The 17480-nt window shown below is 59.2% G+C and carries 23 protein-coding genes; 10 read left to right on the forward strand and 13 right to left on the reverse strand.

The features are described 5' to 3' along the window. Nucleotides 1-91 precede the first annotated feature (91 nt). The 10 genes from hisC to ACTD9P_RS13705 all read right to left on the reverse strand — a co-directional run bounded on the left by hisC (nucleotide 92) and on the right by ACTD9P_RS13705 (nucleotide 8133). On the reverse strand, nucleotides 92-1144 hold the full coding sequence (gene hisC / locus ACTD9P_RS13660) for a histidinol-phosphate transaminase (protein WP_438868101.1): 1053 nt from the start codon (nucleotides 1142-1144) through the stop codon (nucleotides 92-94). A 3-nt stretch (nucleotides 1145-1147) separates the two neighbouring features. Further along, a complete protein-coding gene (gene hisD / locus ACTD9P_RS13665) occupies nucleotides 1148-2467 on the reverse strand; it encodes a histidinol dehydrogenase (RefSeq protein ID WP_438868102.1) in 1320 nt (439 codons plus the stop codon). A gap of 128 nt (nucleotides 2468-2595) precedes the next feature. Continuing rightward, the gene (gene hisG / locus ACTD9P_RS13670) at nucleotides 2596-3231 is read right to left on the reverse strand and encodes an ATP phosphoribosyltransferase (RefSeq protein WP_003188599.1); all 636 of its coding nucleotides are present in this window, start codon (nucleotides 3229-3231) and stop codon (nucleotides 2596-2598) included. 224 nt (nucleotides 3232-3455) lie between these two features. Beyond that, nucleotides 3456-4721 (reverse strand): UDP-N-acetylglucosamine 1-carboxyvinyltransferase, encoded by a 1266-nt coding sequence (murA, locus tag ACTD9P_RS13675; RefSeq protein ID WP_017138227.1) that lies wholly within the window; start codon nucleotides 4719-4721, stop codon nucleotides 3456-3458. A 23-nt stretch (nucleotides 4722-4744) separates the two neighbouring features. After that, on the reverse strand, nucleotides 4745-4984 hold the full coding sequence (locus ACTD9P_RS13680; RefSeq protein WP_017138228.1) for a BolA family protein: 240 nt from the start codon (nucleotides 4982-4984) through the stop codon (nucleotides 4745-4747). Nucleotides 4985-5098: 114 nt separating this feature from the next. Then, entirely contained in the window at nucleotides 5099-5404 is a 306-nt protein-coding gene (locus tag ACTD9P_RS13685) for an STAS domain-containing protein (protein ID WP_438868104.1), read from the reverse strand. Beyond that, nucleotides 5401-6048 (reverse strand): MlaC/ttg2D family ABC transporter substrate-binding protein, encoded by a 648-nt coding sequence (locus ACTD9P_RS13690; protein ID WP_438868105.1) that lies wholly within the window; start codon nucleotides 6046-6048, stop codon nucleotides 5401-5403. Before ACTD9P_RS13690 ends, ACTD9P_RS13685 begins: the two co-directional genes overlap by 4 nt. Nucleotides 6049-6059: 11 nt before the next feature. Next, nucleotides 6060-6527, reverse strand: a complete 468-nt coding sequence (gene mlaD, locus ACTD9P_RS13695) for an outer membrane lipid asymmetry maintenance protein MlaD (protein WP_005784855.1) — start codon at nucleotides 6525-6527, stop codon at nucleotides 6060-6062. Further along, nucleotides 6527-7324 (reverse strand): lipid asymmetry maintenance ABC transporter permease subunit MlaE, encoded by a 798-nt coding sequence (mlaE, locus tag ACTD9P_RS13700; RefSeq protein WP_017138231.1) that lies wholly within the window; start codon nucleotides 7322-7324, stop codon nucleotides 6527-6529. The genes mlaD and mlaE overlap by 1 nt, the downstream gene beginning before the upstream one ends. Beyond that, a complete protein-coding gene (locus ACTD9P_RS13705; RefSeq protein ID WP_005784851.1) occupies nucleotides 7324-8133 on the reverse strand; it encodes an ATP-binding cassette domain-containing protein in 810 nt (269 codons plus the stop codon). Before ACTD9P_RS13705 ends, mlaE begins: the two co-directional genes overlap by 1 nt. A gap of 287 nt (nucleotides 8134-8420) precedes the next feature. On the opposite strand from ACTD9P_RS13705, the gene ACTD9P_RS13710 reads away from it, so the two are divergent. The 10 genes from ACTD9P_RS13710 to ACTD9P_RS13755 all read left to right on the forward strand — a co-directional run bounded on the left by ACTD9P_RS13710 (nucleotide 8421) and on the right by ACTD9P_RS13755 (nucleotide 15467). Continuing rightward, the gene (locus ACTD9P_RS13710) at nucleotides 8421-9395 is read left to right on the forward strand and encodes a KpsF/GutQ family sugar-phosphate isomerase (RefSeq protein ID WP_285683404.1); all 975 of its coding nucleotides are present in this window, start codon (nucleotides 8421-8423) and stop codon (nucleotides 9393-9395) included. After that, on the forward strand, nucleotides 9396-9920 hold the full coding sequence (locus tag ACTD9P_RS13715) for a KdsC family phosphatase (protein ID WP_438868106.1): 525 nt from the start codon (nucleotides 9396-9398) through the stop codon (nucleotides 9918-9920). Between the two features lie 8 nt (nucleotides 9921-9928). Continuing rightward, on the forward strand, nucleotides 9929-10501 hold the full coding sequence (gene lptC, locus ACTD9P_RS13720; RefSeq protein WP_056859022.1) for an LPS export ABC transporter periplasmic protein LptC: 573 nt from the start codon (nucleotides 9929-9931) through the stop codon (nucleotides 10499-10501). Then, entirely contained in the window at nucleotides 10488-11060 is a 573-nt protein-coding gene (gene lptA, locus ACTD9P_RS13725) for a lipopolysaccharide transport periplasmic protein LptA (protein WP_138816830.1), read from the forward strand. The genes lptC and lptA overlap by 14 nt, the downstream gene beginning before the upstream one ends. Next, on the forward strand, nucleotides 11060-11785 hold the full coding sequence (lptB, locus tag ACTD9P_RS13730) for an LPS export ABC transporter ATP-binding protein (protein ID WP_016974288.1): 726 nt from the start codon (nucleotides 11060-11062) through the stop codon (nucleotides 11783-11785). The genes lptA and lptB overlap by 1 nt, the downstream gene beginning before the upstream one ends. Nucleotides 11786-11969: 184 nt before the next feature. Next, the gene (locus ACTD9P_RS13735; protein ID WP_138816831.1) at nucleotides 11970-13463 is read left to right on the forward strand and encodes an RNA polymerase factor sigma-54; all 1494 of its coding nucleotides are present in this window, start codon (nucleotides 11970-11972) and stop codon (nucleotides 13461-13463) included. Between the two features lie 75 nt (nucleotides 13464-13538). Continuing rightward, nucleotides 13539-13844 carry a ribosome hibernation-promoting factor, HPF/YfiA family gene (gene hpf, locus ACTD9P_RS13740; protein ID WP_003171804.1) on the forward strand — a complete coding sequence of 102 codons (306 nt, stop codon included), beginning with the start codon at nucleotides 13539-13541 and terminating at the stop codon, nucleotides 13842-13844. 9 nt (nucleotides 13845-13853) lie between these two features. Then, on the forward strand, nucleotides 13854-14318 hold the full coding sequence (gene ptsN, locus ACTD9P_RS13745) for a PTS IIA-like nitrogen regulatory protein PtsN (RefSeq protein WP_056859025.1): 465 nt from the start codon (nucleotides 13854-13856) through the stop codon (nucleotides 14316-14318). A gap of 2 nt (nucleotides 14319-14320) precedes the next feature. After that, nucleotides 14321-15178 carry an RNase adapter RapZ gene (gene rapZ, locus ACTD9P_RS13750; protein WP_065930279.1) on the forward strand — a complete coding sequence of 286 codons (858 nt, stop codon included), beginning with the start codon at nucleotides 14321-14323 and terminating at the stop codon, nucleotides 15176-15178. 16 nt (nucleotides 15179-15194) lie between these two features. After that, a complete protein-coding gene (locus ACTD9P_RS13755) occupies nucleotides 15195-15467 on the forward strand; it encodes an HPr family phosphocarrier protein (protein WP_060754944.1) in 273 nt (90 codons plus the stop codon). A 37-nt stretch (nucleotides 15468-15504) separates the two neighbouring features. On the opposite strand, the gene ACTD9P_RS13760 is transcribed toward ACTD9P_RS13755, so the two are convergent. Genes ACTD9P_RS13760 through ACTD9P_RS13770 form a run of 3 tightly spaced genes read right to left on the reverse strand, consistent with a single transcriptional unit; the run spans nucleotide 15505 to nucleotide 17472 of the window. Further along, entirely contained in the window at nucleotides 15505-16398 is an 894-nt protein-coding gene (locus ACTD9P_RS13760) for a ZIP family metal transporter (protein ID WP_065930277.1), read from the reverse strand. A 32-nt stretch (nucleotides 16399-16430) separates the two neighbouring features. Next, entirely contained in the window at nucleotides 16431-17042 is a 612-nt protein-coding gene (locus tag ACTD9P_RS13765) for a superoxide dismutase (protein WP_438868107.1), read from the reverse strand. A 1-nt stretch (nucleotide 17043) separates the two neighbouring features. Then, entirely contained in the window at nucleotides 17044-17472 is a 429-nt protein-coding gene (locus tag ACTD9P_RS13770; RefSeq protein ID WP_138816834.1) for a DUF2753 family protein, read from the reverse strand. Between the last annotated feature and the right edge of the window lie 8 nt (nucleotides 17473-17480).

Below are 17480 nucleotides of genomic sequence, written 5' to 3' on the forward strand. Positions count from 1 at the left end.
CGCGAATGCGGAGTGTCAGTCGATAAACATGTGACTGATACACCGCATTCGCGAGCAAGCCCGCTCCCACATTTTTGATCTTCAGTGTGGCTTAGAGCTCACCGAGGCCATCGATCAGCGCCTGGTTCTGCTCTGGCGTACCGATACTGATCCGCAGGAACTGGGCAATCCGCTCCTGCTTGAAGTGCCGCACAATCACCCCTTGCTCACGCAGCTTTGCGGCCAAACCGGCAGCGTCGTGCCGTGGGTGACGCGCGAAGATGAAGTTGGCTGCTGACGGCAACACTTCAAAGCCCTTGCCCTCCAACTGCGCAACCACCGTGTTGCGGCTGTCGATCACCCACAGGCAAGTCTTCTCGAAATGCTCACGGTCCTCAAAAGCCGCCGCCGCCCCGACAATCGCCAGACGGTCCAACGGGTAGGAGTTGAAGCTGTTCTTGACCCGCTCCAGCGCCTCGATCAGGTCCGGGTGGCCCACGGCCAGGCCCACGCGCAAACCGGCCAGTGAGCGCGATTTGGACAGGGTCTGGGTCACCAGCAGGTTCGGGTAACGATCCACCAGGCTGATGGCGGTTTCGCCGCCGAAGTCGATATAGGCCTCATCCACCACCACCACTGAATCCGGGCTGCCCTTGAGGATCTGCTCCACCGCGTCCAGTGCCAGTACGCAGCCGGTCGGTGCGTTCGGGTTGGGGAAGATGATCCCGCCATTGGGCTTGGCGTAGTCGGCTACGTGAATCTGGAATTGCTCGTCCAATGGCACCGGGGCGGACTTGATGCCATACAGGCCGCAGTACACCGGGTAGAAGCTGTAGCTGATGTCCGGGAACAGCAGCGGCAAGTCGTGCTGGAACAGGCCGTGGAAGATGTGCGCCAGCACTTCGTCGGAACCGTTGCCGAGGAACACCTTGCTGGCATCAATCGCGTAATACTTGGCCACCGCCTGCTTGAGCAGGTCGCTGTTGGGGTCCGGGTACAAACGCAGGTTGTCGTTCAACTCGGCCTGCATCGCCGCCAGCGCCTTGGGCGAAGGCCCGTAGGGGTTTTCATTGGTGTTGAGCTTGACCAGTTTGGTCAGCTTCGGTTGTTCACCAGGTACGTAAGGCACGAGGTCCTTGACGAAGGGGCTCCAGAATTTGCTCATGCCTTATTTCCCCTCTTCAAGGATGCGATATTCGGCGCTGCGTGCGTGGGCACTCAGCGATTCACCACGAGCCAGCACCGAGGCAGTCTTGCCCAGTTCGGAGGCGCCTTGTGGCGAGCAGAAGATAATCGACGAACGCTTCTGGAAGTCATACACCCCCAGCGGCGACGAGAAACGCGCGGTGCCGGACGTCGGCAGCACGTGGTTGGGGCCCGCGCAGTAGTCGCCCAGGGCTTCGCTGGTGTGACGCCCCATGAAGATCGCACCGGCGTGGCGGATCGACGGCAGCCACGCTTGTGGATCGGCTACGGACAATTCCAAGTGCTCCGGCGCAATGCGGTTGGCCACTTCGATGGCTTGCTCCATGTCGCGCACCAGAATCAATGCACCACGGCCATTGATCGACTTCTCGATGATCTCGGCGCGTTCCATGGTCGGCAGCAGCTTGTTGATGCTGGCTGCAACCTTGTCGAGGAACTGGGCGTCGGGGCTGACCAAAATTGCCTGGGCGTCCTCGTCGTGTTCGGCCTGGGAGAACAGGTCCATGGCGATCCAGTCCGGGTCGGTCTGGCCATCACACACCACGAGGATTTCCGAAGGGCCGGCGATCATGTCGATGCCGACCTGGCCAAACACGTGGCGCTTGGCGGTGGCGACATAGATGTTGCCAGGGCCAACCACCTTGTCGACCTTCGGCACGCTTTCGGTGCCGTAGGCCAAGGCCGCAACGGCTTGCGCGCCACCAATGGTGAACACGCGGTCAACACCGGCGATGCAGGCAGCGGCCAGCACCAGCTCGTTGATTTCACCACGTGGCGTCGGCACCACCATGACCACTTCGGTCACGCCCGCCACTTTGGCCGGGATGGCGTTCATCAGCACCGATGACGGATAAGACGCTTTACCACCCGGCACGTACAGGCCGGCGCGGTCCAGCGGCGTGACCTTTTGGCCCAGCACGGTGCCATCGGCTTCGGTGTAGCTCCAGGAATCCTGTTTCTGTTTTTCGTGGTAGCTGCGTACACGTGCCGCCGCAATTTCCAGGGCTTCACGCTGAGGCGCGGTGATACGCGTCAGGGCCAGTTCCAGGCGTTCACGCGGCAGGATCAGATCCGCCATGGACTTCACGTCCAGGCCATCGAACTGGCGGGTGAAGTCCACCAGCGCCGCATCACCGCGCTCGCGCACGGCCTTGATGATGTCGAGCACTCGCTGGTTGACCGAGTCGTCGGACACGCTTTCCCAGCTCAGCAGATGATCCAGATGATGGGCGAAATCCGGGTCGGCAGCGTTGAGTCGGGCAATTGCAGTGGACGTGGTCATAGCGAGGGCCTCATAGGAATGGCAAAAATACTCAAGCGCCGAAAGTTAGCAGTCGATCCGCTTGGGCACCTGAGAATTCTGGCTATGAGGCGGATAGACGGGCGTAGCTTTTCAGCTACGCGGGTGAGTCAACCGCGGTGTCGAGACTCCACTGCCTTGCGCAAGGTGTCGATCAACGCCTGGATACGGGCGTGTTGCATCTTCATCGAAGCCTTGTTGACGATCAGGCGAGAGCTGATGTCGGCAATGAAATCCTGGGGCTCGAGACCGTTGGCACGCAGGGTGTTGCCGGTGTCGACCACGTCGATGATTTTGTCGGCCAGGCCGATCAGCGGCGCCAGCTCCATCGAGCCGTAGAGCTTGATGATGTCGACCTGACGGCCTTGCTCGGCGTAGTAGCGTTTGGCGACGTTGACGAACTTGGTGGCCACGCGCAGGCGGCCTTTAGGCTCGACGTCACCGACACGGCCGGCGGTCATCAGCTTGCACAGGGCAATACGCAGGTCCAACGGCTCGTACAGGCCCTGGCCACCGTATTCCATCAGCACGTCTTTACCGGCAACACCGAGGTCGGCGGCGCCATGTTCAACGTAGGTTGGCACGTCGGTAGCCCGCACGATCAACAGGCGCACATCGTCCTGGGTCGTGGGGATGATCAGCTTGCGGCTCTTGTCCGGATTCTCGGTTGGCACGATGCCCGCTTCAGCCAGAAGCGGCAAAGTGTCGTCAAGGATGCGGCCCTTGGACAGTGCGATGGTCAACATGGGAAACGTCAGTCCTTCATCAGGCTATTGCTGTCCGGTCGCAAGCGGCGCCAGACACAGATCGAGGCCATTACAGCCTCGATTTGAAACAAATTCAGCTAACAGCAAACACAGACCTGTGGCGAGGGAGCTTGCTCCCGTTGGGTCGCGAAGCGGCCCCCCAAGAGCGGGACTGCTGCGCAGTCCAGCGGGAGCAAGCTCCCTCGCCACGGGTGACGGTGTTACTAGCCCGGTACGCGGCGGATTTTAGCGCCGAGCATCTGCAGCTTTTCTTCGATGCACTCGTAACCACGGTCGATGTGGTAGATGCGGTCGATCAGGGTGTCGCCGTCTGCGCACAACGCCGAAATCACCAGGCTGGCCGAGGCACGCAGGTCGGTTGCCATGACTGGCGCGCCCTTGAGCTTGTCGATACCGGTAACGATGGCAGTGTTGCCTTCGACCTGGATCTTGGCGCCCATGCGGTGCAGTTCATACACGTGCATGAAGCGGTTTTCGAAGATGGTCTCGATCACGGCGCCTGTGCCTTCGGCAATCGCGTTCAAGGAAATGAACTGCGCCTGCATGTCGGTCGGGAACGCCGGATAAGGAGCCGTACGCACGTTTACGGCTTTTGGCCGCTTGCCGTGCATGTTCAGCTCGATCCAGTCCTCACCGGTAGTGATTTCAGCACCGGCTTCCTTGAGTTTTTCCAGCACGGCTTCCAGGATGGTCGGATCGGTGTCCTTGACCTTGACGCGGCCACCGGTAACGGCGGCGGCAACCAGGTAGGTGCCGGTCTCGATGCGGTCCGGCATCACTTTGTAGGTGGCCGAGTGCAGACGCTTCACACCGTCGATAGTGATGGTGTCAGTGCCGGCGCCGGTGATGTTGGCACCCATGGCGATCAGGAAGTTGGCCAGGTCGACCACTTCAGGCTCGCGCGCAGCGTTTTGCAGCACGCTGCGACCGTTCGCCAGGGCGGCAGCCATCATGATGTTCTCGGTACCGGTAACGCTGACGGTATCAAAGAAGAAGTTGGCACCGCGCAAACCGCCTTCCGGCGCCTTGGCCTTGATGTAGCCGCCTTCGACATCGATGACCGCGCCCATGGCTTCAAGGCCACGAATGTGCAGGTCGACAGGCCGCGAGCCAATGGCGCAACCGCCAGGCAGTGCTACTTCAGCTTCGCCGAAACGGGCAACCATCGGGCCCAGCACCAGGATCGAGGCACGCATGGTTTTCACCAGTTCGTACGGAGCGATCAGGGTCTTGATGGTGCGCGGGTCGATTTCGACAGACAACTTCTCGTCGATCACCGGCTCGATGCCCATGCGACCGAACAGCTCGATCATGGTGGTGATGTCGTGCAGGTGCGGCAAGTTGGCCACGGTTACCGGGCCATCACACAGCAGGGTCGCTGCCAGGATCGGCAAGGCGGAGTTTTTTGCACCGGAAATGCGGATCTCGCCATCGAGGCGGGCACCACCGGTAATAATCAATTTATCCATAAGAATCTCGACGCCTTGGGGGCTCAGGTACGCTCGGCCCAGGCCGCGCGGCTGAAAAATTTCATAGTAACCGCGTGGATGCTGCCATCGGTGATCCACGGGTTCAAATGGGCATAGATCTGCTGTTGACGCTTGACCGGGCTTAATTTTGCCAGTTCATCGCTAATCACGTTCAGCTGGAAATTGCAGCCTTCGCCTTCAACTTCTACGATCGTTTCCGGCAGCTTTCCTTCAAGGAAGCTTTTAACTTCTAGGGCCTGCATGCTCAACCTCTATCGGCGCCCAGTGCGCACGGGTCGCACATCATACAAAAAAGCCCCGCGCCTGCGAACCCCGCATAGCAGGACTCTGACGGGGGGCTTCTTTAATAATGTGTATTAAGGATGCGCCAACAGCTCGGTAATACCGGAAACCTCAGCGATTTCACGCATGTCTTCGGGCAGTGCGCGGATGCTGACCGGCTTTTTGACCGCTTGCGCATCACGCATGAAGCACAGCAACAACGAAAGACCAACACTGCTGGATTTGGTAACCGCCGAGCAATCGAGCACCAGCGCAGGCGCGTTGCTGCTGTTGATCAGCGCCTGGCCCTGCTTGCGCAGCTCAGGCCCGGTGCGGTAATCCAGCACGCCGCTGAGGAACAACTCGCCGGCGTCGCCGAGACGAACAGCCGATTCGGTCATTGCGCGGACTTCCCAGCTTCTTTATCGGAGGTTTCCTTGGCCTTGGCGACTTCACCGGCCCAACCATTGATGGTTTTGTCCAGGTTATTGCCATTGCGCTGCATCGCATCAGCGAACTGATCGCGGAACAGCTTGCCGATGTTGATGCCGTTGATGATCACATTGCGCAGTTTCCACTCGCCGTTGACCTTCTCCAGCGTGTACTGAACCGGGTAAACCGCGCCGTTGTTGCCTTTGACGGTCATGTTGACGCTGGTGCGGTCACCCGACTCATCCCCGGCAGGAGCAACGGTAATGCCTTGGTTGTTGTACTCAAGCAGGGCATTGCCATAGAACTGGAACAGGCCCTTCTTGAAGTTTTCCTGGAAGGTCTGCATCTGCGCAGGCGTGGCCTTGCGCGAATACTTGACCGTCATGATGCTGCGGGAAATGCCCTCGGCATCGACCACAGGACCCACAATGGTGTTGAGCGCTTCGTAGAACCTGGTGGGGTCTTGCTTGTACTGCTCTTTGTTGGCAGTCAGGTCAGCCAGCATCTTGTTGGTCGTGTCCTGCACCAGATCGTGCGCAGAACCCGCCGCGTTGGCCATCAACGGCAGCGCTGCCAGCAGCACCAGCAGGCCACGTCGCAAGGTAGAGATCATGAACAGGTTCCTCATTTGGCGTCTTTATTGACCGTATTGAGCAGGAATTTACCGATCAAGTCTTCAAGCACCAACGACGACTGTGTGTCGTGGATTGTCGAACCATCCTTGAGCAGGGCTGTTTCCCCACCCACGCTGACGCCGATGTACTTCTCGCCCAGCAGCCCAGCAGTGAGGATAGATGCAGTGGAGTCAGTCGGCAGATTATCTACCTTCTTGTCGACTTGCATGGTCACCCGACCAGTGAAGCTGTCGCGATCCAGATCGATTGCCGTGACCTTGCCGATGGTTACACCGGCCATGGTCACTTTAGCTCTGACCGTCAAACCGGCGATATTGTCGAAGTACGCGTAAAGTTTATAAGTATCGGCGGTGGGGCTGGCCGAAAGGCCACTGACCCGCAGGGCCAGCAACAGTAAAGCCAGGATGCCAGCCAGCAAGAAAAGGCCGACACCGATTTCCACAGTGCGGTTTTGCATCAGAAATCTCCAAACATCAAGGCGGTCAAAATGAAGTCAAGGCCCAGTACCGCCAGCGAGGCGTACACAACGGTCTTGGTGGTGGCGCGACTGATCCCTTCTGAAGTGGGCTCACAGTCATAGCCTTGGAATACGGCGATCCAGGTCACTACAAAGGCGAAAACGATGCTTTTGATGATGCCATTGAGCACGTCGCCACTGAAGGTCACGCTGTTTTGCATGTTGCCCCAGTACGAGCCGTCATAGACGCCCAACCAGTCAACCGCCACCCACGAACCACCCCAGATGCCCACCACGCTGAAAATCATCGCCAGCAGCGGCAGGGATATGAAGCCGGCCCACAGGCGCGGGGCAACAATATATTTGAGCGGGTCCACGCCGATCATTTCCAGGCTGGACAACTGCTCGGTGGACTTCATGTTGCCGATTTCGGCGGTCAATGCAGAACCCGCGCGCCCGGCGAACAGCAAGGCGGTGACCACCGGCCCCAGTTCACGCAGCAGCGTCAGGGCAACCATCTGCCCTACCGCCTGCTCCGAACCGTAGCTGGAGAGGATATTGAAGCCCTGCAACGCCAGCACCATGCCGATGAATATCCCGGACACCACGATGATGACCAGGGACATCACGCCCACCGAATGCAGCTGCCTCAACAACAGACCAAAGCCGCCGCCAATGCCGCCACGCCCGAGCAGCGCGTGAAACAGGAAAATCGTCGAACGCCCCAGGACCTCGACCAAGTCGATGCCGGAGCGGCCGAAAAGGCGAACCTTCTCGAGTAAAGATGTCTTGCGCATCAGCGCTTCCCCAGAAGATCTGAGCGGTAGTCCGCTGCCGGAAAATGAAAAGGCACCGGGCCATCGGGATCGCCGGTCATGAATTGGCGAATGCGCGGGTTATCAGCGTTCATCAGTTCTTCAGGCGTACCCTGCCCCAGCACCTGGCCATCGCCGACCACATAAAGGTAGTCAGCAATGCTCGCGGTTTCGGCCAGATCGTGGGAGACCACGATGCTGGTGATCCCCAGTGCATCGTTGAGCAGGCGGATCAGGCGCACCAGCACGCCCATGGCGATCGGGTCCTGGCCTACGAACGGCTCGTCATACATGAGGATCTGCGGATCAAGGGCAATGGCCCGCGCCAGCGCAACACGACGCTTCATGCCGCCGGACAACTCGTCGGGCATCAGGTCGATGGCACCGCGCAGGCCCACGGCTTGCAGCTTGAGCAGCACAATGTCACGAATCATTTCATCGGACAGCTGGGTATGCACCCGCAGCGGAAACGCTACGTTTTCGAAAACGTCGAGGTCGGTGAACAGGGCACCGCTCTGGAACAACACGCCCATATGCTTGCGCGCATCGAACAGATCGCTGCGCGACAGCGTCGGCAGGTTCTGGCCGTTGACCCACACTTCACCGGCGCTGGGCCGCAATTGCATGCCCATCAGGCGCAACAGAGTGGTCTTGCCGCAACCGGAAGGCCCCATGATGCCCGTGACTTTGCCGCGGGGAATGCGAATATCGACGTTATTGAAGATGCTGCGCGAACCGCGCTTGAAGGTAAGACCCTTCAGCTCGACCGCGTAGGCGTTATCGGCACTCATCTAATCTCCTTGGGATGCAGCCTTTCACTCAGACACCATGCTTGCGACTTTCGTTTGCAACAGATGCACAAAAGTTAGCGGCATGGGTTGGGCCGACCGAACTGGCGGCGAACTATATCACTGCTGGTACAGAGCCCCCAAGGCCGGAACAGCCCTTGTTCAGATTCGGGACAGGGAAAACACCTGACTGAGCATCAATCCCAGGCACCTGCTGAATAACTAGCGTGAGGGTTTTGATCATTACCGCTATAATCGCCGACTTTTCGTCAGGCTATACGATTTCAGACATGAGCCAATCCAGCGACCTTATTCAATCCGCACAACGCACCATCCGCCTCGAGCTTGAAGCCGTAGAAGGTTTACTGGCCCATATCGACGCAGATTTCGTGCGCGCCTGCGAGATGATTCTGGCCAGCACGGGCCGCGTTGTGGTGGTCGGCATGGGCAAATCCGGCCACGTTGGCAACAAGATCGCCGCCACCCTGGCCAGCACCGGGACCACGGCGTTTTTCGTGCACCCGGCCGAAGCCAGCCACGGCGACATGGGCATGATCACCAAGGATGACATTATCCTGGCACTGTCGAACTCCGGCACCACCAACGAAATCGTGACCTTGCTGCCCTTGATCAAGCGCCTGGGCATCAAGATGATCAGCCTTACCGGCAACCCCGAATCCACGCTGGCCAAGGCTGCCGAAGTCAATTTGAACGTGCATGTGGCCCACGAAGCCTGCCCGCTGAACCTGGCACCGACCTCCTCCACCACCGCCGCCCTGGTCATGGGCGACGCCCTGGCCGTGGCGTTGCTGGAAGCCCGTGGTTTTACCGCTGAAGATTTCGCGTTTTCGCACCCGGGCGGTGCGCTGGGTCGTCGCCTGCTGCTCAAAGTGGAAAACGTCATGCACTCGGGCGATGAACTGCCCCACGTGCAACGCGGCACCTTGCTCAAAGACGCACTGATGGAAATGACCCGCAAGGGCCTGGGCATGACCGTGATCCTGGAAGCCGACGGGCGTCTGGCCGGAGTCTTCACCGACGGCGACCTGCGCCGCACCCTGGACCGCACCATCGATATCCACACTGCGACTATCGATGCGGTGATGACGCCCCACGGCAAGACCGCCCGCCCCGAGATGCTTGCAGCCGAAGCGCTGAAGATCATGGAAGACCATAAGATTGGCGCGCTGGTGGTGGTCAATAATGACGACCGCCCGATCGGCGCCCTGAACATGCACGACTTGCTGCGTGCGGGAGTGATGTAAATGACCGGCGACCTGCTGCAACGCGGTAAAAACATCAAACTGGCGATTTTTGACGTCGACGGCGTGCTGACCGATGGCCGTCTGTACTTCCTCGAAGATGGCAGCGAATTCAAGACTTTCAACACCCTCGACGGCCAGGGCATCAAAATGTTGATGGCCGCTGGTGTGCAAACGGCGATTATCAGTGGTCGAAAGACACCGGTTGTGGAACGCCGCGCACAAAACCTGGGGATTCCTTACCTGTATCAAGGCCGTGAGGATAAACTGGTGGTTCTGGACGAGCTTCTTGGCCAACTCAACCTAAGCTATGAGCAAGTTGCGTACCTGGGTGATGATCTGCCTGACCTGCCGGTCATTCGCCGAGTCGGCCTGGGCATGGCCGTCGCCAATGCGGCGGCATTTGTTCGTGAACACGCCCATGGCATCACTGCCGCACGTGGCGGCGAAGGTGCCGCCCGCGAGTTCTGCGAATTGATCCTGCGTGCCCAGGGCAGTCTTGAAGCGGCCCACGCCGCCTACTTATAGAGCGTTTTATGCTGAGCAAAAAGATTCGCAACTTCCTGTTATTCGGGGTCATCGCCGCGCTGTTCCTGGCGGTGGGCTACTGGAATATCAGCCCGGAGCGCTTTCTCGACAAGCCTGTAGCACAGGTTGACGAGGGCCTGATCGACAATTTCGCCACCAATGCCTATACGGTGCAGTTCATGCCTGACGGCAAGGTCCAATACGAGATGACCTCCGACAAGGTGGAACACGTCAAAGCCTCCGACGTCAGCCTGCTGACCAACCCGGACCTGAACCTGTTCCGTGGCACCGACTTTCCGTGGCACGTCACCAGCAAACGTGGCGAGGTCAACGCAGACGGCACCCAGGTTGAATTGATCGACTCGGTACGCGTCGCGCGCACCGATGAACAGAAGCGTGACACCATCATCACCAGCAGTCGCATGACCGTTTTCCCACAACAGCAATATGCGCAGACCGAGCAAGACGTTAGAATTGACGGCGCTGGCGGTGTATCGACTGGCAAGGGAATGAAAGCGTATTTGAAAGAAAGCAGGATACACCTGCTATCGAACGTAAGAGGACAGTATGAGGCTCGTTAAAACCCTCCCTATTTTGCTCGGTCTGGGCGCAGCACTGGGAAGCGTGAGCGCCTGGGCTCTGCCGAACGATAGCCAGCAACCGATCCATATTTCGGCTGACGATGCGCAGCTGGATGACAAACAAGGCGTCGCGACCTACACCGGCGGCGTGATCATCACCCAGGGCTCGATGAAGATTACCGGCAACACGGTAACCCTGACTCGCACCGCGGCTGGCGACATCGACGTGGTGACTTCGGTGGGCAACCTGGCTTACTTCGAACAGAAGCAGGCGGCTGCTGACCCAGCACCGATGAAAGGCTACGGCAGGACCATCCAGTATCACGCCCAGCAGAACCGCATTATCCTGATTGACCAGGCACGGGTTGTCAGCACCGACGGCAACACCACCGAAGGTGAAAAAATCACCTACGACACCGTCAAGCAGATCGCTACCGCCGGTCGCGCCAATGGTACAAAAATCGGCACGCCGAAGCCGCGCATCGACATGGTTATCCAGCCGAAGCAGAAAGACGCTGCCGCCCCTGCGCCGAAACCCGCTGCGAAGAAGACGAACTAATGGCAACCCTGAAAGCCCAGCATCTGGCCAAAGCTTATAAAAGCCGTCAGGTCGTACGCGACGTCAGCCTGTCGATCGACAGCGGCCAGATCGTCGGCTTGCTCGGCCCCAACGGCGCCGGCAAGACCACCTGCTTCTATATGATTGTTGGCCTGGTCCAGGCGGATCAGGGCCGTGTATTGATTGACGACCTGGACGTAAGCCACCAGCCGATGCACGGTCGTGCACGCGCAGGTATCGGCTATCTTCCCCAGGAAGCGTCGATCTTCCGCAAACTGTCGGTGTCGGACAACATCATGGCGATCCTCGAGACCCGCAAGGAACTCGACCGTGACGGCCGTCGCAAAGAGCTGGAAAGCCTGCTGCAGGAGTTCCATATCAACCACATTCGCGACAACCTCGGCATGAGCTTGTCCGGTGGTGAGCGTCGCCGTGTGGAAATCGCCCGCGCCCTGGCCACCGCGCCGAAGTTCATCCTGCTGGACGAACCTTTTGCCGGTGTCGACCCGATCTCGGTCGGCGATATCAAGCAGATCATCCATCACCTCAAGGCCAAGGGTATCGGTGTACTGATCACCGACCACAACGTGCGTGAGACCCTCGATATCTGCGAGACCGCCTATATCGTCAATGATGGACAACTGATTGCAGAAGGTGACTCCGCAACTATCCTGGCCAATGAACTGGTGAAGGAAGTGTACCTGGGTCACGAGTTCCGCCTGTAAACACGGTGGTATCAGGCCATTGCCCGGGGCGCGCGCAAGTCAATAAAAACCTCAGTTTTTTTATTGTTACCGCGCTCTAGGCAAAGCCCCTGATATCAGGCATATAATTTGCTTATGTTTGGCGCTCACGCGCCCTGTCGTGGATGGCGCATTGCGCCGGCGAATAAGGTGTTAAGCCCCTGCCATGAAACCATCGCTAGTCCTGAGAATGGGCCAGCAGCTGACGATGACACCGCAGCTGCAACAGGCCATCCGCCTGCTCCAATTGTCGACCCTGGACCTGCAACAGGAAATCCAGGAGGCCCTGGAGTCCAATCCGATGCTCGAACGCCAGGAAGAAGGCGACGACTTCGATAATGCAGACCCGCTGGCCGATAACATCGAGCAAAAACCCAACGCCGACGTGCAGGAACCCTCCTATCAGGAAACCGCCCCTACGGTGGATAACCTTGAGGAAGGCGAATGGAACGAACGCATCCCCAACGAGCTTCCTGTCGACACCGCCTGGGAAGACGTCTACCAGACCAGCGCCAGCAGCCTGCCCAGCAATGACGATGACGAGTGGGACTTCACCACCCGCACGTCCGCCGGTGAGAGCCTGCAGAGCCATTTGCTGTGGCAACTGAACCTGGCGCCGATGTCCGACACCGATCGCCTGATCGCCGTGACCCTGATCGACTGCATCAACAATCAGGGCTACCTGGACGAGACGCTCGACGAAATTCTGGAAGCCTTCGACCCGGAACTGGACATCGAGCTGGACGAAATCGAAGCCGTCCTGCATCGCATCCAACAGTTCGAGCCTGCCGGCATTGGCGCTCGTACCTTGAGCGAATGCCTGTTGCTGCAACTGCGCCAGCTGCCGGCCAAGACCCCTTGGCTCGCCGAGGCCCAGCGCCTGGTCACCGACTACATCGACCTGCTGGGCAGCCGCGACTACAGCCAGTTGATGCGCCGCATGAAGCTCAAGGAAGACGACCTGCGCCAGGTCATCGAGCTGGTGCAGAGCCTCAACCCGCGTCCGGGCTCGCAGATCGAGTCCAGCGAAGCCGAATATGTCGTTCCGGACGTGATCGTGCGCAAAGATAACGAGCGCTGGCTGGTGGAGTTGAACCAGGAGTCGGTGCCACGCCTGCGGGTCAACCCGCAATACGCAGGCTTTGTGCGCCGCGCCGACACCAGCGCCGACAACACCTTCATGCGTAACCAATTGCAGGAAGCGCGCTGGTTCATCAAGAGCCTGCAAAGCCGCAACGAAACCCTGATGAAAGTGGCCACCCAGATCGTCGAGCACCAGCGCGGCTTCCTGGAATATGGCGATGAGGCGATGAAACCACTGGTTCTGCATGACATTGCCGAGGCTGTGGGCATGCATGAATCGACGATTTCCCGCGTGACCACACAGAAATTCATGCATACCCCACGGGGTATTTATGAACTGAAATACTTTTTCTCCAGCCACGTCAGCACCTCCGAAGGCGGCGAATGCTCGTCCACGGCGATCCGCGCGATCATCAAAAAACTGGTTGCGGCGGAAAATCAGAAAAAGCCATTGAGTGACAGTAAGATCGCTGGTTTACTGGAGGCACAAGGCATTCAGGTCGCCCGTCGAACCGTCGCCAAGTACCGCGAGTCCCTCGGGATCGCGCCTTCCAGCGAGCGTAAGCGTTTGATGTGACGGGCGGGCCATAGCGTTCCAGTGGCAGGCGCTTTTGCCTGTCGCTTTATGCACTGGCAACGAAGGAGAAGCTGTATGCAAGTCAACATCAGTGGACACCAGCTGGAAGTCACCAAGCCCCTGCGTGAGTACACCGAGAGTAAGCTGAACAAGCTTGCGGGGCATTTTGACAAGATCACCAACGTGCAGGTCATCATGGAGGTCGATAAGCTCAAGCAGAAAATCGAGGCCACCCTGCATGTACCGAATGCGAAGCTCGTCGCCAATGCCGAGCATGAAGACATGTATGCGGCGATTGACTCGCTCTACGACAAGCTGGACCGCCAACTCATAAAGCATAAGGAAAAGAATCTGCACCTGATGCAAGGTACAGGTCGTTAACTCTCCCCCATGATCCAACTTGAAACCATCCTGACCCCCGGCCGTTCCCTCGTGAACGCGCCGGGCGGCAGTAAGAAAAAAGCCCTCGAACACATCGCCAACCTGATCAGCCGTGAAGTGCCTGAGCTGGATGAGCAAGTCGTGTTCAAGGCCCTGATTGACCGTGAAAAACTGGGCTCCACCGGTTTTGGCAACGGCATCGCCATTCCTCACTGCCGCCTTGAAGGCTGCACGTCTCCCGTCAGTGCGCTATTGCACCTGCAGGAGAAAATCGATTTCGACGCCATCGACGGCGCCCCGGTTGACCTGCTGTTCGTTCTGCTGGTCCCGCAAGCCGCCACCGATGCGCACCTGGAACTGCTTCGGCAGATAGCCAGCATGCTCGACCGCAAGGAAGTACGCGACAAACTGCGCAGCGCCAGCAGCAACGAGGCGCTTTATCAGGTTGTACTCGATGAGCAAAGCGGGCAGTAATCATGCGTTTGATCATCGTCAGCGGCCGCTCCGGCTCGGGTAAAAGCACCGCCCTCAACGTCCTTGAGGACAACGGTTTCTACTGCATCGACAACCTGCCGGCGGGCCTGCTGCCGGAATTGGCCGAACGCGCCCTGATCCACACTGAACTGGCGCAGCCACTGGTGGCCGTCTCGATTGACGCCCGCAACCTGCCCAGCCATCTTGAGCGCTTCCCACAGCTGCTTGAGGAAGTGCGCGCCAAGCATATTCATTGCGATGTGCTGTACCTGGATGCCGACGAGGAGACGCTGCTCAAGCGCTTCTCCGAAACCCGTCGACGTCACCCCCTCAGTAGCCCCCATCGCTCTCTGGCCGAAGCCATCGAGGACGAGACCACGCTGCTGGGGCCGATCATTGACCTCGCTGACCTCAAGATCAACACCACCGGCTTGAACCTGTATCAGTTACGCGATGCTATCAAGCTGCGCCTGCTGAACCAGCCGGAACCCGGCACGGCCTTTCTGGTTGAGTCGTTTGGGTTCAAGCGTGGGATGCCGGTGGATGCCGACCTGGTGTTCGACGTGCGCTGCCTGCCCAACCCTTACTGGAAACCTGAACTGCGTGATCAGTCTGGCTTGGACCAGCCGGTGGTCGAGTACCTGGCTGCGCAACCGGATGTCGAGGAAATGTTCCAGGATATCTCCAGCTACCTGCTCAAATGGTTACCGCGCTTTGCCGCAAGTAATCGGGCTTATGTCACCATTGCCATCGGCTGCACCGGCGGCCACCATCGCTCCGTCTACCTGACCGAACGCCTGGGCCAGGTGCTGCAACAAACCCTCAAGAACGTCCAGGTTCGCCACCGCGACCTTAGCTGAAAGGAACACCCCCGCGATGCCCGCTCTGGAAATTGAAATCATCAACAAGCTGGGCCTGCACGCCCGCGCCTCGGCTAAATTCGTCGGTGTTGCCGGGCAGTTCCCCTGCCAGATCCGCGCCGGGCGCACACCAGAGTCGATGGTCGACGGCAAAAGCATCATGGCCATGATGATGCTGGCTGCGGGCAAGGGCACCAGGATTCACTTGAAGACGGAAGGCGAACAAGAGCAGGAAGCGATGGACGCTCTGGTCAAGTTGATCAATAACTACTTTGACGAGGGTGAGTAAACCCACCCTTTGAGACAGGTGTGAGGCTGCAATGGCCTCACCCTAATGCAGTATCCATCACCATCATCAAGCAAAACCCGATGCACAGCCCCAGGCTGGCAAGCTTTTCGTGACCATTGCGGCGCGATTCCGGGATCACTTCGTGAGTCACCACCAACAACATCGCACCCGCCGCCAGCGCGAGCCCCAGCGGCAATAGAACCTCAGCCAGGCTCACCAACCACGCACACAGCACGGCAAACACCGGCTCGACCAAGCCTGACGCGGCGCCGATCAAGAACGCCTTGACCCGCGACATGCCTGCCCCAGCCAGCACCAGTGCAATCACTAAACCTTCCGGCACATCCTGCAAGGCAATGCCCATGGCCAGGCTGTCGGCGTCCGGCATGCCGCCACCGGCGGAAACGCCCACCGCCATGCCTTCCGGAATGTTGTGGGCAATGATGGCGAAGACAAACAGCCAGATACGCGGCGGAATGACCGGTTTATCCGGCGTGCCCACCAGCATCTCCGGGCTCGCGCCGGAAACCTTGCGGTCAACCAGATACAACCCGAATGCACCGAGCATGATGCCGAAGCTGATCAACCCACTGGCACCCCAAGGCGAAAGCCCAAGGCCCTCAGCGGCCGCAATACCGGGCACGATCAACGAAAACGCCGTCGCCGCCAGCATTACCCCGGCACCAAAGCCCAGCAAGGTATCGCTCAGCGCTACCGGCATGCGGCGTATGACCAGCACGGGCACCGCGCCCAGTGCCGTGCCGAGCGCGCAGATAGCGCCGCCCTGCAAGGCGCGCAGGATACGCGGTTCAAGGTTTAGCCAGGCCAGCCCATGGGCCACCAGCAATGCAGTCCCTGCCAACAGCAACAGCGAGCCAAACGCATAACGAAACATTCGCCCGCTGCTGATCGCCAGTGTTTCAGTGCCCATAGTCGGCCTTAGATCTTGTTATAGGTTGAATATCAGGCCAGGGCGGCCTGGTAGCGTGCGGCGACTTCCGGCCAGTTGATCACGCTATAAAAGGCGTTGATGTATTCCGGGCGACGGTTCTGATACAGCAGGTAATAAGCGTGCTCCCACACGTCCAGGCCCAGGATTGGCGTGTTGCCGCTCATCAACGGGCTGTCCTGGTTGCCACTGCTTTCCACCACCAGCGTCTTTTGCGGGGTGACGCTCAGCCAGGCCCAGCCACTGCCGAAGCGGGTCAAGGCGGCCTTGGTGAAGGCCTCTTTGAAACTGTCGAAGCCACCCAGTTGCTCGTCGATGGCTTTGCCCAGTGCGCCTTCAGGCTTGCCGCCGCCTTTTGGCGACATCACCGCCCAGAACAGCGAGTGGTTAGCGTGACCACCACCTTGGTTGATCACGGCAGCACGCAGCTTTTCCGGCAGTTGCTGCACGCTGGACACCAGCTTCTCTACCGGCCAGCCCGCAAACTCCGTGCCTTCGACCGCAGCATTGAGGTTGTTGATGTAGGTCTGGTGATGCTTGGTGTAGTGAATCTCCATGGTTTGCGCATCGATATGCGGCTCCAGAGCGTCATAGGAGTAAGGCAAGGCAGGCAAGGTGTAGGTCATATCAATGTGCTCCGTAGTGTGGAGTGATCGGTTGCGCCGCAGTACCGCCCAGCAGGCGATGAGTACGCGGGTATTCGCCGTGATCGCTGATGAAATTCAACAGTTCGACATAGGTCTTGCTGCTCTGACGCAGCGCCGCCTCGCGCAATGGCGGGCTCAGGCGCGGGTCCTGCATGGTCTGCAACAGCCGTTGGTGAATGGCGCACAGGTATTCCGCGCTTTCCTCCGGCTGGTTGAGGCGCAGGTGCAGGTCCGCCAGGTTGTGATGGGAAATGACGCAAGCCGCCACTGCTTCGTCGGCATCCGCCCAACGCTCGAATAACACTTGCGCCAGGGCCAGGGCTTGCAAATAGGCCTCACGAGCGTCGACCAACTCGCCCGCCATAAAGCAGCGATTGGCCCGTTCGATCGTGCGTTTCCAGTGCTCCATGGTGAGCC

Origin of the sequence: Pseudomonas onubensis (genome assembly GCF_965653655.1) — a bacterium.
In the GTDB taxonomy this organism is placed as follows: domain Bacteria; phylum Pseudomonadota; class Gammaproteobacteria; order Pseudomonadales; family Pseudomonadaceae; genus Aquipseudomonas.

Coding starts and splice junctions, on each gene's coding strand:
- hisD (WP_438868102.1), bottom strand. CDS start 2,467: ATGACCACGTCCACTGCAATTGCCCGACTCAACGCTGCCGACCCGGAT.
- lptB (WP_016974288.1), top strand. CDS start 11,060: ATGGCAACCCTGAAAGCCCAGCATCTGGCCAAAGCTTATAAAAGCCGT.
- lptC (WP_056859022.1), top strand. CDS start 9,929: ATGCTGAGCAAAAAGATTCGCAACTTCCTGTTATTCGGGGTCATCGCC.
- ACTD9P_RS13760 (WP_065930277.1), bottom strand. CDS start 16,398: ATGGGCACTGAAACACTGGCGATCAGCAGCGGGCGAATGTTTCGTTAT.
- ACTD9P_RS13705 (WP_005784851.1), bottom strand. CDS start 8,133: ATGAGTGCCGATAACGCCTACGCGGTCGAGCTGAAGGGTCTTACCTTC.
- ACTD9P_RS13680 (WP_017138228.1), bottom strand. CDS start 4,984: ATGCAGGCCCTAGAAGTTAAAAGCTTCCTTGAAGGAAAGCTGCCGGAA.
- ACTD9P_RS13765 (WP_438868107.1), bottom strand. CDS start 17,042: ATGACCTACACCTTGCCTGCCTTGCCTTACTCCTATGACGCTCTGGAG.
- hpf (WP_003171804.1), top strand. CDS start 13,539: ATGCAAGTCAACATCAGTGGACACCAGCTGGAAGTCACCAAGCCCCTG.
- ACTD9P_RS13770 (WP_138816834.1), bottom strand. CDS start 17,472: ATGGAGCACTGGAAACGCACGATCGAACGGGCCAATCGCTGCTTTATG.
- lptA (WP_138816830.1), top strand. CDS start 10,488: ATGAGGCTCGTTAAAACCCTCCCTATTTTGCTCGGTCTGGGCGCAGCA.
- hisG (WP_003188599.1), bottom strand. CDS start 3,231: ATGTTGACCATCGCACTGTCCAAGGGCCGCATCCTTGACGACACTTTG.
- ACTD9P_RS13735 (WP_138816831.1), top strand. CDS start 11,970: ATGAAACCATCGCTAGTCCTGAGAATGGGCCAGCAGCTGACGATGACA.
- rapZ (WP_065930279.1), top strand. CDS start 14,321: ATGCGTTTGATCATCGTCAGCGGCCGCTCCGGCTCGGGTAAAAGCACC.
- hisC (WP_438868101.1), bottom strand. CDS start 1,144: ATGAGCAAATTCTGGAGCCCCTTCGTCAAGGACCTCGTGCCTTACGTA.
- ACTD9P_RS13715 (WP_438868106.1), top strand. CDS start 9,396: ATGACCGGCGACCTGCTGCAACGCGGTAAAAACATCAAACTGGCGATT.
- ptsN (WP_056859025.1), top strand. CDS start 13,854: ATGATCCAACTTGAAACCATCCTGACCCCCGGCCGTTCCCTCGTGAAC.
- murA (WP_017138227.1), bottom strand. CDS start 4,721: ATGGATAAATTGATTATTACCGGTGGTGCCCGCCTCGATGGCGAGATC.
- mlaD (WP_005784855.1), bottom strand. CDS start 6,527: ATGCAAAACCGCACTGTGGAAATCGGTGTCGGCCTTTTCTTGCTGGCT.
- mlaE (WP_017138231.1), bottom strand. CDS start 7,324: ATGCGCAAGACATCTTTACTCGAGAAGGTTCGCCTTTTCGGCCGCTCC.
- ACTD9P_RS13685 (WP_438868104.1), bottom strand. CDS start 5,404: ATGACCGAATCGGCTGTTCGTCTCGGCGACGCCGGCGAGTTGTTCCTC.
- ACTD9P_RS13755 (WP_060754944.1), top strand. CDS start 15,195: ATGCCCGCTCTGGAAATTGAAATCATCAACAAGCTGGGCCTGCACGCC.
- ACTD9P_RS13690 (WP_438868105.1), bottom strand. CDS start 6,048: ATGATCTCTACCTTGCGACGTGGCCTGCTGGTGCTGCTGGCAGCGCTG.
- ACTD9P_RS13710 (WP_285683404.1), top strand. CDS start 8,421: ATGAGCCAATCCAGCGACCTTATTCAATCCGCACAACGCACCATCCGC.